The sequence below is a fragment of the Cupriavidus sp. 10L45 genome (genome assembly GCF_056395225.1).
This window is the reverse complement of sequence record NZ_JBFTJC010000001.1, coordinates 673,278-685,842: the sequence shown is the minus strand read 5'-3', so window position 1 is coordinate 685,842 and position 12,565 is coordinate 673,278. Positions and strand designations below refer to the sequence as shown.

Annotated in this window: 6 protein-coding genes; 1 reads left to right on the top strand and 5 read right to left on the bottom strand. The window is 71.5% G+C overall.

Annotation, left to right across the window (positions count from 1 at the left end):
- The first annotated feature begins 292 nt into the window (after window positions 1–292).
- The gene (locus tag AC1DFU_RS03040; RefSeq protein WP_477159819.1) at window positions 293–1,114 is read left to right on the top strand and encodes an alpha/beta hydrolase; all 822 of its coding nucleotides are present in this window, start codon (window positions 293–295) and stop codon (window positions 1,112–1,114) included.
- 26 nt (window positions 1,115–1,140) lie between these two features.
- Here the strand turns inward: AC1DFU_RS03040 and AC1DFU_RS03035 are convergent, their stop codons facing one another.
- The 5 genes from AC1DFU_RS03035 to AC1DFU_RS03015 all read right to left on the bottom strand — a co-directional run bounded on the left by AC1DFU_RS03035 (window position 1,141) and on the right by AC1DFU_RS03015 (window position 12,277).
- Entirely contained in the window at window positions 1,141–2,370 is a 1,230-nt protein-coding gene (locus AC1DFU_RS03035) for a methyl-accepting chemotaxis protein (protein ID WP_369823496.1), read from the bottom strand.
- 146 nt (window positions 2,371–2,516) lie between these two features.
- Window positions 2,517–3,128 (bottom strand): vWA domain-containing protein, encoded by a 612-nt coding sequence (locus AC1DFU_RS03030; protein ID WP_441592890.1) that lies wholly within the window; start codon window positions 3,126–3,128, stop codon window positions 2,517–2,519.
- A gap of 62 nt (window positions 3,129–3,190) precedes the next feature.
- The gene (locus AC1DFU_RS03025) at window positions 3,191–4,228 is read right to left on the bottom strand and encodes a magnesium chelatase ATPase subunit I (protein WP_441592889.1); all 1,038 of its coding nucleotides are present in this window, start codon (window positions 4,226–4,228) and stop codon (window positions 3,191–3,193) included.
- On the bottom strand, window positions 4,225–8,040 hold the full coding sequence (gene cobN, locus AC1DFU_RS03020) for a cobaltochelatase subunit CobN (RefSeq protein WP_441592888.1): 3,816 nt from the start codon (window positions 8,038–8,040) through the stop codon (window positions 4,225–4,227). The genes AC1DFU_RS03025 and cobN overlap by 4 nt, the downstream gene beginning before the upstream one ends.
- Window positions 8,041–8,152: 112 nt before the next feature.
- Window positions 8,153–12,277 (bottom strand): cobaltochelatase subunit CobN, encoded by a 4,125-nt coding sequence (locus AC1DFU_RS03015; protein ID WP_477159818.1) that lies wholly within the window; start codon window positions 12,275–12,277, stop codon window positions 8,153–8,155.
- Between the last annotated feature and the right edge of the window lie 288 nt (window positions 12,278–12,565).

Genomic DNA, 12,565 nt, shown 5'->3' with positions numbered 1-12,565 from the left:
GGCCCCGTTCGAGGTCTTGCTCAGACCACCGCTTGGTTTGTGCGGCGAGTCCATGGGTTGGATAGTATCTACTGGTAGATAGACAAGCAAGGCGAATCTGGGGATCGCGCCGAAAACTTATTTATGAGGCCGATAGCCTGTCTCTCTTGCGGCCGGCGCCCCGGCCCATCGGGTGCTAGGCTTATCACATCCCCCGCGCCCCCGGCCCGCCATGTCTGCCCCGCTGCCCACCCCGCCCGCTGCTGGCTCCCGTCCCCTGAAACGCTGGGTTGCCGGCGTGGCTGGCGTCGCAGTGGCCGCAAGTCTAGGCCGCTGGCTGGTCTTCCGGATGATGGAACGTGACGCTTTCGTCACCATCCCGATCGGGGATGTCACCCCCGACCACCTCGGCGTGCCGTCCCGCCAGTACACCTTCGCCAGCGGGGATCGCTCGCTGCACGCCTCGTTCGTCGCCGCGCCCGATCCGAGCGGCCCGGCGCTGTGCGTGTTTCACGGCGATTCCGAATCCCTGACCGACTGGGCGCCGGTCCAGGCCATGCTCCACGCGGCCGGCATCGGCTCCTTCGTGTTCGATTACAGCGGCTATGGCGCGAGTACCGGGCGGCCCTCGGTCCGCAACCTGCGTCAGGACGCGCTGGCCGGCTACCTCCAGTTCATCGCCGCCACGCCCGATGCGGCGCGGCGCCACGTGATGGGCTATTCGCTGGGAAGTGGGATTCTGCTCGATGTGATTGGCCGGCTGCGGCCCAGCCCGGACGGCGCCGTGATTGGCGCCGGTTTCCGCTCCGCGCGTGCGGCGGCGGTGGTCACGGGGCGGGTGCCCGCGTGGCTGGCGTGGATGCTGCCGGAGCCGTGGAACAACGCCGCGCGCATCCGCAAGCTGCGCATGCCGCTGCTGCTGATCCACAGCCGGCAGGACCAGACCATCCCGTTCAGCCATGGCGAATATCTGGCGCGGATGGCGCGCGCGCCGAGCCGGCTCGAGATCTTCGAGGACCTGCCCCACAACGCCGCCATCGAACCTGCGCACGCGCAGGCGTTCTGGGCGCCGGTGATCGCCTATCTCCAGAGCGGCGACCTGGGCGTCGCCGCCGCGCCGGACATCGCCCCTTAGATATTAGGTATCAGATATGAGTAAAGTCAGGCGCGCGCCAGCCTGGCCTGGACGCCTAGCGACTGGCGTGCCGCCGGCCGGACCGGCTCGTCGTCGAGCTTGAACTCGCCCACCACATGCTGGAGTTGCTGGGCCTGCTCGGCCAGCGCCGCAGACGCCGCGGCGGCCTCTTCCACCAGCGCGGCGTTCTGCTGCGTCACCTCGTCCATCTGCGCCACCGCCTCGTTGACCTGCTCGATGCCGCCGCTCTGGTGCTCGGAGGCCTCGGCGATCTCGCCCAGGATCTGGGTCACATGCCGCACCGACTGGACGATTTCCGCCATGGTCTGACCGGCCTGCCCCACCAGCGACGAGCCCGACTCCACCTGCCGCGCCGAATCGTTGATCAGCACGTTGATTTCCTTGGCCGCCGCCGCGCTGCGCTGGGCCAGGGTGCGCACCTCGCCCGCCACCACGGCGAAGCCGCGCCCCTGCTCACCCGCGCGTGCCGCTTCCACGGCGGCGTTCAGCGCCAGGATATTGGTCTGGAAGGCGATGCCCTCGATCACGGCGATGATGTCCGTCACCTTGCGGGAGCTGGCGCTGATGGCCTGCATGGTCTCCACGACATTGCCGACGATGGCGCCGCCGCGCTCGGCCACGCCAGACGCGGACGCCGCCAGCCCGTTGGCCGTGCGTGCGCGCTCGGTGTTCTGCTTCACCATGGCGGTCAGCTCGCTCATGCTGGATGCCGTTTCCTCGAGCGTGGCGGCCTGTTCCTCGGTGCGCTGGGACAGATCGGTATTGCCAGCGGCAATCTGGTGCGACGCCGACGAGATCGAATCGCTGGACGCCTTGATGCGCGTGACCAGGTCCGTCAGCATGTCCTCCATCTCGCCCAGCCCGCCCAGCAGGCGGCCGAAATCGCCGCCCCGCTCGGTCTCGAATTCCTTGCTGAGGTCGCCCGCCGCCACGGTTTCGGCGATGAACTCGGCCTCCTTGAGCGGGATCTCGATGGCGCGCGTCAGGCGGAACCAGCACACCACGCTAGCCAGCAGCACGGCGCCGCCCAGGCCCCAAATCCAGGTGCGGGTGTTGTCCTCGTTCGGGGGCACAGCCTGAGCCGTGGCGGCGGGCTTGTCCGGCGCGGCCGCCGCGCGCTGCTCCAGCTCGCCAATGCGCCCGAGCGCCAGTGTCATCATGACCGCCACCAACAGCACGACCACGCCAAACGCCGCGCCCAGCCGCGTGCGCATACTCAAGTTGTCCCAAGCCATGATGCCGTCCGCTCCTCGTAGTGCCCCGCTGTTCGTCGTTGCGTGTCGGGGCTATCGATGGGCTAACGGCCAGTCGGGTCCGGGACTTTAGGCCGGGCATGCCCCACGGAAGGGGGATGTGGCGCAAGGGTGGCTTTTAGTCGAACTTAGTCGATCAATGCGGCGGCGTCGCGGTAGTCGGCGTCCCACGCCGTGGCCAGCGCGCGGCAGCGGCCGAGCGCCACGGCGCGTCGCTCCACGTCGACGACCACCACGTGATCGGCCCAGGCGGGCCGGGGCGGCAGTTCACCGCTGCGCCCATCGGTCAGCAGCCAGAGCCAGCGCCGCTGCATCGGCCGGTGGCGGGCCTGCGCCTCGAGCAACTGGCCGGCGCGCGCCACGCCCAGCGCCAGCGGGGTGCCGCCGCCGCCGGCAATCGGGCGGATCCAGTCGGCGTTCCAGTACCGTGCGCGCGACGGCGCGAGCCGCACTTCGGCCTGCTGTCCGGCAAAGCAGACCAGCGCCACGTCCGCGCGGGACTGGTAGGCGCGCTCCAGCAGCCGCACGAGCACGCCCTTGGCCAGCGCGAGCTGCTCGCCCTGCGTCATCGAGCCGGAACAGTCGAGCGCCACGCAGTGGAGCACGCCAGCGCGTGCATCGGCCCGCCGGTGGCGCAGGTGCTCGGCGGCCAGCCGCGTCTGCCGCTTGGCCGCCAGCGTGCGCGGCCAGTGGATGCGCGCCCCGGGCACGCCCGCGCCCGGTGTGGCGGGACGTGGCATCGGACGCGGAGTCTGCCACCGGTTGCCGCCTTGCCGGACCTGCCCGGCGGCCTGCCGGTGGCTCAGGCTTTTTTTGGCGGGCGATTCCCGAAGGCGCGCAGCGGCTTGATGCTGGCGATGCCGGCGGCGGTGTCAGCCGGGGGCGGCATGGCGCCCCACGGGTTGTCCTGCGGCGCGGGCGCCGTGGCACGCTCCCCGGCCGAATCCACTTGGCCAGCTTCGGGGGATGCCGGCGACCCCGCATGGCGACGATGATGGAGCACCAGCTCCGCCACGGCATCCACATGCGCCACGGTCACCGCCGGGGCGCCGTCCCACGCGGCCAGCGCGCGTGCGGCGCGCAGCATGACGAGGTCCGCCCGCACGCCATCCACCGCCGCCGCCAGGCACAGCGCGCTGACATGGGCGTGCACGGCATCGGAGAAATCCAGCCCGCCGAGCGCGCCGCGCGCCCGGGCGACCTGCGCCGCCAGCGCCTGCTGGGCCGTCGCCACGGCGGCACGGAACGCCTCCGGGTCGGTATCGAACGCCAGCCGGGCGCGCACGATGGCCTGCCGCGTGGCCGGGTCGGCGTAGTTGTCGAGCGCCAGCGCGAGGCCGAAGCGGTCGAGCAGCTGCGGGCGCAACTCGCCCTCCTCCGGATTCATCGTGCCGACGAGCACGAAGCGCGCCGCGTGCTGATGGGACACGCCATCGCGCTCCACCACGTTCACGCCGCTGGCCGCCACGTCGAGCAGCTGGTCCACCAGCGGGTCCGGCAGCAGGTTGACCTCATCCACATACAACACGCCCTCGTGCGCGCGCGCCAGCAGGCCCGGCGCGAAGCGCACCTCGCCCTGCTGCAGCACGTGGCTCAGGTCCAGCGTGCCGGTTAGCTGTTCCTCGCTGGCGCCCAGCGGCAGCGTGACGAAGTGGCCATGCGGCAGCAGCTCCGCCAGCGCGCGCGCCGCCGTGGACTTGGCCGTGCCGCGCGGCCCGGTGACCAGTACGCCGCCGATGCCGGGATCGACGGCAGCCAGCAGCAACGCCTGTTGCAGCCGCGCCTGGCCGACCAGGGCGCTGAACGGAAACGGATGTCGCACGACGGTGACGGGACTCATAAGGATTGACCTTCGATGCGCTGCTCGTTATCGAGCAGATGTTGTTCGATCCGGCCGCGCTGGGCGCCCGGTTCTTGCCAGAGCCCGCGTTCCATGGCCTCCAGCAGCCGCTCGCAGATGCCTTGCAGCGCGCGCGGATTGTGCCGGGCGAGGAATTCGCGATTGACGGGGTCGTGGACGTAGGCGTCCGCCACCAGCGCGTACTGGTGGTCGCCCACCACGCGCGTCGTGGCATCGTAGCCGAACAGGTAGTCCACGGTGGCGGCCATCTCGAACGCGCCCTTGTAGCCGTGCCGGCGCGCGCCATCCATCCACTTGGGATTGACCACCCGCGCCCGGATCACGCGGGCGATTTCCTCGCCCAGCGTGCGCACGCGCGGCGCGGCCGGGTTGGCGTGATCGCCGTGATAGATCGCCGGCTGTTCGCCGCCCAGATGCCGCACGGCGGCCACCATGCCGCCCTGGAACTGGTAGTAGTCGTTGGCGTCGAGCAGGTCGTGCTCGTGGTTGTCCTGGTTCTGCACCACGGCGTCGACCTCGGCCAGCCGGGTGGCGAAGGCGTCACGCGCGTCGATGCCACCGGCACGCTGCCCGTAGGCGTAACCACCCGCGTGCAGGTAGGCGTGGGCGAGGTCCGCGTCGTCCTGCCACTGGCGGCCGTCGATCAGGGCCTGGAGGCCGGTGCCGTAGTCGCCGGGTCTTGCGCCGAAGACGCGCCACCCGGCGCGCTCGCGCGCCTCGTCCGGCGCGGCGCCCTCGGCTTGCAGCCGCGCCTGCTCCGCCAGCACGCGGGCGCGGATCGGGTTGACGTCCGCCGGCTCGTCGAGATCCGCCACGGCGCGCACGGCGGCGTCGAACAGCGCCACGAGGTTGGAGAAGGCATCGCGGAAGAAGCCGGACACGCGCAGCGTCACGTCCACGCGCGGGCGGCCGAAGTTGGCCATCGGCAGGATCTCGAAGTCCACCACGCGATGGCTGCCCTGCGCCCACTTGGGCCGCACGCCGAGCAGGGCCATGGCCTGGGCGATGTCGTCGCCGCCGGTGCGCATGGTCGCCGTGCCCCAGACCGACAGGCCCACCGCGCGCGGATATTCGCCGTGTTCCTGCAGGTGCCGTTCGATCAGCAGGTTGGCCGCGCGCAGGCCGAGCGTCCACGCCGTGCGCGTGGGCACCGCACGGGTATCCACCGAATAGAAGTTGCGGCCGGTGGGCAGCACATCCGGCCGGCCGCGCGAGGGCGCCCCGCTCGGGCCGGGTGGCACGAAGCGCCCGGCGAGGCCGCGCATTAGCTGCGTCAGTTCCTGTGCGCCGCAGGCGTCCAGCCGTGGCGCCACTTCCTGGCGCAGCCGGGCGAGAACCTGCGCGGTGTGCGGCAGGGGTGCCTCGTCGTCCAGCCCCCCGTCAAGCAGGCGCAGTGCCAGCATTTCCAGCCGCTCGCGCGTGTCGCCATGGTGGCGCCACGGGCCGGCGTCGATGTCCGCCAGCAGCGCCGGGCGTGGCCCCAGCCACGGCGCGGCCCAGTCAGCGTCGAGCGGGTCGAAGTCGTCGCCCAGCGAGAGGTCGGCGCCCATCGCCGACAGCAGCCCCGCCCGGGCGTCCCGGCCATCGCCCACCGGAAAACGCGCCAGCGCCGCCAGCGTGTCCCGGCGCTGCACGCCGGCCGGAGACTGGCCGAACACGTGCAGGCCATCGCGGATCTGCGACTCCTTGAGTTCGCACAGCCACGCATCGGTGCGATTCAGCAGCGCGTCTTCCTCCTCGCCGCCGGCCGGCGCCGCCAGCCCCAGTTCCGTGTGCAGCTGCTGGCCGACAATCGTCGCCAGGATCTCCTTGCGCAGCAGCCGGGCGCGGCGCGCGTCCACGGTCAGCGCCTCGTAGTACTCGTCCACCTGCCGCTCCAGATCCTGCAGCGGCCCGTAGTTCTCGGCGCGCGTGAGCGGCGGCATCAGGTGATCGATGATCACGGCCTGCGTGCGGCGCTTGGCCTGCGCGCCCTCGCCCGGATCATTGACGATAAACGGGTACAGGTGCGGCAGCGGACCGAGGATGGCGTCCGGCCAGCAGGCGTCGGAGAGCGCCACGCTCTTGCCCGGCAGCCATTCGAGGTTGCCGTGCTTGCCCACGTGCACGATGGCGTCGATGCCGAACACGTGGCGCAGCCAGAAGTAGAACGCGAGGTAGCCGTGCGGCGGCACGAGTTCGGCATCGTGATAGCTGGCGTAGCCATCCAGGCCATCGCCGTCCACCCCATAGGCGCGCGCGGGTTGAATGCCGACGAACACCTGCCCGGTGCGCACGCCGGCGATCATGAAGCGGCCCTGACGCACCATCGGGTCGGCTTCGGGCGCGCCCCAACGCGCGGTCATCGCGTCCTGAAGCGCCGCCGGCAGCGCCGCCAGCCAGCGCCGGTAGTCGTCCACCGTCACGCTCTGGAACGCGGGCCGCACGGCGTGCTGGTCGAGGTCGTTGGTGATGCCGCGCGTCAGGCCCTGCATCAGCGCATCGCCGTTCTCCGGCAGCGCGTCGATGGCGTAGCCCTCGGCATGGAGGGCGGCCAGGATGTGCACGACCGACGCCGGCGTATCGAGCCCCACGCCGTTGCCGATGCGCCCTTCGCTGGCCGGATAGTTGGCCAGCACCAGCGCCACGCGCTTCCCGGCGTTGGGCAGCGTGCGGAGCCGGCACCAGCGGTGCGCCAGTTCCGCCACAAAGCGCACGCGCTCCGCGTCCGGCTGGTATTGCACGATGTCCGCCTCGGTGTGCGGGCAGCGGTAGGCCAGCCCCTTGAAGCTGACCGCGCGCGTGATGATCCGCCCGTCGACCTCGGGCAGCGCGATGTGCATCGCCACGTCGCGCGTGCCCAGCCCCTGGCTGTCGGCCAGCCAGTCCTCGCGATTGCCGCCGCTCAGGATCACCTGGAGTACCGGGGCATCGTTGGCGAGCGGGGCGTCCGCCTCGCCATCGACGCTGTCGAGCGAGGCGACGGCGAACGCCGTGGTGTTGAGGACGAGCGCCACCTCGTGCGCATCGCACAGGCGCTGGAGCACTTCACGGCAGAGCGGTGCCTTCAGCGAGGTCACCGCCAGCGGCAGCGGGCGCAGGCCGGCATCGAGCAAGGCATCGGCGATGGCGTCGAAGACGGCCGTGTTGCCGGCCTGCAGGTGCGAGCGGTAGAACAGCAGCGCCACCACGGGGGCGTCGTCGGCCAGCCCGTGGGCGGCCCAGCGCGCGGCCCAGTCCTCGACGGTGGCGACCGTCCGTTCCGGGTGATGGATGGCGGCTTCGGGCAGCACCTGCGGCGGCAGCGCGGGTGTGCCCCAGCCGAAGGCATGGTGAGCCAGACAGCGGAAAAACTGCTCGGCGTTGCCGGCGCCGCCTTCGCGCAGGTAGTGCCAGAGCTGATGGGACAGCGCGGCGGGCGCGTTGCCGTGCCGGGCGAGGTTGTCGTCCTCGGCCAGATCGCCGGACCCCATCACCAGCAACTGGCCACGCGCGCGGGCCAGTTCCGGCAGCCGCTCCAGCCCGTAAGCCCAGTCGTTGACGCCGCCCAGATGGTCCACCACCACCACGCGCGCGTGCTGGAGCACTTCGTCGATATAGAGATCGAGCGAGGCCGGCTGGCGCAGGTACATCTGGTTGGCCAACCGCACGGACGGGTAACCGGGGCCGAGGCGCGGCACCGCGCCGGCCAGCAGCGACAGCGTGGTATCTGCCGCGCTTAGGACGACGATCTCGCCGGGCGTCTGCGCGATGCGCAGCACGACAGCGCTGTCCTCGACAAAGCCGCCGGGCCGGGTGGACAGCAGGTGCATGGGTCAGCGCGCCGACAGCGCGGCGCTGCCGAGGAAGCCGGCAACGAGGGTGGCGGGGATCATGGCGGTGTGCATGCGGAATCCAGTGGCGGGGCGGGTCGCGTGAAGGCGATCAGGATAAAGAGATGTGGGGTGGCTGTCCATCGGCGGCGGACGACGGTGATGGCGCCGCGCGCCGCGCCCGACGCCATTCCCGGAAGGCGCCCAGCGCGATGGCGAGCAAAGCCAGCGCCAGCGCTATCGGGCCATGGTGCGAGCGGGCGGGCGATGCCGCCGCTACCGGCGCCACGCGCGGAACGAGGTGTCGACCCGTCACCGACTGGGCGCGGTCGGCCTGTGGCGATGGGGCGGGTGCTGGCGCGGGCGCGGGCGTCGGCGTCGGCGTCGGCGCAGCCTTCGCCGTCATCGACGGCCGCGCCACCGGCCCCGGCGCCACCACCGCATCGGCCAACTCCCGGCCCAGCGCGTGCAGCAGCGCCGGGTCCACCCGCGCCGCCCGGCCCGCCTGCGCGATGTGCGCCATCAGCACCGGGTTGCCGCAAGTATTGGCCGTGCACGAGAGGCCGTCCCGCCGCACGGCATCCGCGTAGCGGCGCAGCAGCTCGGCGCGTTCTTCGTCCGTGAAGCGATAGCTGCCCTGCCGGTCCACCTCGAGCAGCCGCGCCAGAATGCCCTGCTGCGCGTGCGGATTGGCCTGCCGGAAGAAGGCGTCCATGCCGAGGCCGAGCTTGTCAGCCACGTAGACGTCATAGGTGCGCTGCCAGAACTCGCCCGGCATCTGCTCCGGCACGGTGGCCTGGAAGCCGTAAAGATGCTCGATCTCCTTATACATCTCACGCGCGCCGGCATAGCCCGAGCGCTGCATCGCGCCGATCCACTTCGGGTTCCATTGCCGCGCATTCAACTCCGTGGCCAGCCATGTGCGGGCATCCACGGTATCCGTCTCGCCGGCGCGGCGCAGGTTGTGCAGCCAGAAGCGCGGCGCCTGCCCGCGCACCGCGCGCGTGGCGGCGGTCAGGCCGCCGGCGTACTGGTAGGTATCGTCGTTGTCCAGCGCGCCGTACAGCGTGCTGGTGCGCGAGAACAGCACGGCCTCGTTCGAGGCCAGATGGCTCGCCAGCGCATCCGGCGCGCTGGCGCCCCAGCCTTCGGCCGAATAGGCGAAGTTCATGTAGCGCAGGTACTGCCGCGCGAGGGCGTCCGGGCCGTCCTGCGCATCGCGGCTCTGCTCCACCATCTGCTGCACGCCGATGGCGTAGTTGCCGGGCTTGGCGGCGAACACGCGGGCGCGGGCCAGTTTGCCGGCGGTGTCCGGGTCCGTGCCCCGGGCGACCAGCGCGGCGGCCACCGTGCGGTCGTGACGGCTGATGGCGTTGTCGCCGGCGGCAGCGGCCAGCCGCGCGGCCTTGTCAAGCAGCGCCACCTTGTCGCCAAACCCATCGCGGTAGATGCCGGAAATCGTCAGTAGCACGTTCACACGCGGCCGGCCCAGTTCGGCATCGGGAATCAGCCGCACGTCCTCCACGCCGCCGCGCGCGTTCCATACCGGCGTCACGCCCATCAGCCAGAACGCCTCGGCCTCCATCGCGCCCTGATGCCGTTCCGTTTCGCCGTACCAGAGCACCATCGACACCGACTCCGGCAGCCGCCCCGTTTCCTGCCGATAGCGCGCCAGCGTCTGCGCGGCCATGGTCTTGCCGAGCGCCCACGCTGCCGGCGTGGGGATCTTCGCGCCATCGAAGGCATGGAGGTTGCGGCCCGTGGGCAGGCCGTCGGGCGTGCGCACGGGGTCACCGAGCGGCCCGGTCGGCAGATAGCGGCCCGACAACACGGTGACGAGGCCACCCAGTTCGCCCCGGGGCGATGCGCGCAGATCGGCCAGCCATTGCCGGGCGAGTTGGAGCGCGGCCCGCACAGCAGGCGCCTGATCGTCGGCCAGTCCGTCCAGCGACGGCGCGCGGCCGGCGACCAGATCCTCGGCCCAGCCGTGCACCCGGGCGTCATGGGCGGAATTGCGCAGTTGGGACGACAGCAGCAGCGCCAGCGCGTCCGCCTGATCGGCCTCGGGCGGCATCTCGCCGAGCGCGTGGATGCCCAGCGGCATCGGCTCGGCCTCCACCTTATGCAGGAAGGCGTGCAGGATCGGCTCGATCTGCGCCCACGGCGCGTCGGCATCGAGACCCAGTTGCTGGTCGAGCTTCAGCGTGCGCATCTGGGCGATGGCCTGCTGCCGGTACTGCGCCGATAGCTCGGGCGAGCTGCCCCGCGTGGCCTCGGCCTGCTCGATGGCTTCGTCGAGCTGCGCCAGCACGGGCGGCTGGCCGGCGCTGGCCAGCAGCGGCGACAGATGGCTCACCAGCACGGCGGCGCTGCGGCGCTTGGCCTGGACCGCCTCGCCGCCGCCATCCTGGATGTAGACGTAGGCGTTGGGCAGGTCGCCGAGCAGCACTTCGGCGCTGTCGTCACCGGCCTGCCCCACCTGCTTGCCCGGCAGCCACTCCAGCGTGCCGTGCCGGCCCACGTGCACCATGGCATCGGCGCCGAAGGCATGGCGGTACCAGAGATAGGCCGCGAGGTAGGAATGCGGCGGCGGCGTGATGGTGTCGTGCGAGGTATCCATCGCGCGCGCGAAGGTCGAGCGCAGCGGCTGGGGGCCGACGAACACATTGCCGAAACGCAGGCCCGGAATCACGAAGGCCGGCTCGCCCTGTGGGTCGCGCGCCACCATCAGCGGATTGCGCTCGGGCGGGCCCCAGGCCTGCGTGACGGCGGCGCGGAAGGCGGGCGGCAGCGCGTCGAACCAGCGCCGGTACTGCGCCATCGGCAGCAGCGTGACGTGGCCGCCGCGCACCATGCGCGCCAGCTCGCCGGGCGACCAGGTTTCGATGTTGCGCCCGTTCGCTTCCAGCAGCGCGGTCAGCGTGGCGGTGTCTGGCAGCTCATCGCCCGTTTGATAACCCGCCGCGCGCAGCCGCTGCAGGATCTGCGTGAGCGACGGCAGCGTGGCCAGGTAGCTGGCGCCGAGATTGCCGCGCCCGGGCGGGTTGTTGTAGTAGAGCACCGCCACGTGCTTGCTGGCGGGCGGCTTGTCCTGCAGCGCGATCCAGCGGCGCACGCGCGCCACGATGGCGTCCACGCGCTCGGGCACCGCCGCGCTGCGCTGGCTCCCCTCCCCGCCTTCCTGCGTGGCGAACAGGATCGGCTCGGTCGCCCCGCTGCGCTCGGGCGCGGTCAGCAGCAGCGGCAGCCGCTCCCCGGCGATGCCACGCACATCGGCACGCCAGCCGGCTTCGCTGTCGCGCGTGGCAATCAGGTTGATCGTGTGCAGGCCGTGCCGCGCCAGCCAGTCCTTGTCCTCGGCGCGCGGAATGGTCAGGTTCAGCGCCAGCAGTGCGCGCAACGGCGACACGCCATCCTGCGTGACCAGCGCATCGAGCCCGGAAAGCGGCCAGCCGAACACCGGCACCGCGCCCACGCCCTGGCGCTCGAGCGCGGCGATCAGGGCGTCGATATGGGCGAGGTCACGCTGGCGGTAGTGGGTGGCGTAGAAGGCGATGCCGACCAGCGGCGCGCCGTCGGCAACGATGCCGGCCTGCCGGTACCACTTGAGGTAGTCCGCCAGCGACGCGAACGGCTGCGCCGCGCGGGGATGGTAGATGCCGGCCGCCGGCGCAGGGCGCACGGCGGGCACGGCGATCACGTCCTGCGCCGGCAGCCCTTGCATGCGCTGCCGCGCCGCCACGGCGAGAGCGAGGAAGGCGGCGAGGTTGTCCACGCCGCCCGCTTCCCAATAGGGCTGCGCGGCATCGGCAACATCGCGCCGGGCCGCTACCGGGCCCCACGCCGCATCGACGCTCTCCGCCGGGGCGCCGAAGACCAGCGCACCACGCGCGGCGGCCTGGCGCACGCCGGGTGCCATCGCGCGCAGCACCGCGGTCGGGGCAAATCGTGCATAGATGACATCGGCGTGCGCCAGCGTTGCGGCGTCCGGGGCATCGGTGCGGAAGGTGAACATGGCCAGCGCGTTGCCGTGCGCAGCGCGGAAGGCGGCTTCGGCGGCGGGCAGCAGGTGGGCGTTCGACGTGACGACAAGCACGCGCACCGGCGCGGCAGCGACCGCGGCGACTGCAGCTACCAACGAAGTGGGCAGCAGCAGGCAGCAGAGCAGCGCGAGCCACAGGCGCAGGCAGCGGGCGACGGCAGGATGGGGAGTCACTCGGAGGGGGTAGGATGGCATGACGGGCAGCACACTGCACATCGCGGAAGCGGCTGGCCCGGCATTTTACCCGCAGTGGATGCGGCAGCCGCGCGCCATTCGTACGTATGTTTGATGCGTGCAGATCACCTGCTGTTGCGCGCCACCCACGCGGGTGTTGTTTTTTTCATCGGATGGGCGCCGGCGGTCCGCTTTGCAATGTTGACCATGACAGGCAATTACGTCACACAGCCGCCGGTAGTAATCACAAAGTATGGCGCCGGAATCGCCCCGGATCGCGCCCGGATCCCCGCAATCACGAGGCGGGAG

Coding starts and splice junctions, on each gene's coding strand:
- AC1DFU_RS03025 (WP_441592889.1), bottom strand. CDS start 4,228: ATGAGTCCCGTCACCGTCGTGCGACATCCGTTTCCGTTCAGCGCCCTG.
- AC1DFU_RS03030 (WP_441592890.1), bottom strand. CDS start 3,128: ATGCCACGTCCCGCCACACCGGGCGCGGGCGTGCCCGGGGCGCGCATC.
- AC1DFU_RS03015 (WP_477159818.1), bottom strand. CDS start 12,277: ATGCCATCCTACCCCCTCCGAGTGACTCCCCATCCTGCCGTCGCCCGC.
- AC1DFU_RS03035 (WP_369823496.1), bottom strand. CDS start 2,370: ATGGCTTGGGACAACTTGAGTATGCGCACGCGGCTGGGCGCGGCGTTT.
- cobN (WP_441592888.1), bottom strand. CDS start 8,040: ATGCACCTGCTGTCCACCCGGCCCGGCGGCTTTGTCGAGGACAGCGCT.